This is a genomic window from Methylobacterium hispanicum (assembly GCF_022179285.1).
GTDB lineage: Bacteria > Pseudomonadota > Alphaproteobacteria > Rhizobiales > Beijerinckiaceae > Methylobacterium > Methylobacterium hispanicum.
This window is the reverse complement of the sequence record NZ_BPQO01000113.1, coordinates 1-261: the sequence shown is the minus strand read 5'-3', so window position 1 is coordinate 261 and position 261 is coordinate 1. Positions and strand designations below refer to the sequence as shown.

Annotated in this window: 1 protein-coding gene; it reads left to right on the top strand. The window is 74.7% G+C overall.

Annotated features, from left to right (window positions below; genetic code table 11):
* The coding region (locus MFF56_RS32000; protein ID WP_238232267.1) for a methyl-accepting chemotaxis protein at positions 1 to 261 on the top strand (261 nt) is incomplete at both ends.

Genomic DNA, 261 nt, shown 5'->3' with positions numbered 1-261 from the left:
CGGCGAGGCGGGGCGCGGCTTCGCGGTGGTGGCGGCGGAAGTGAAGGAACTCGCCAACCAGACCGCGCGCGCCACCGAGGAGATCACCCAGCAGATCGGCCGGATCCAGGGGGCGACCGGGGAGGCGGTGGGCGCGATCGGCGCCATCACGGGCCGGATCCGCGAGATCTCGGGCGTGGCGACCTCGATCGCGGCGGCGGTGGAGGAGCAGGGCGCGGCGACCCAGGAGATCGTGCGCAACGTCTCGCAGGCCTCGACGGG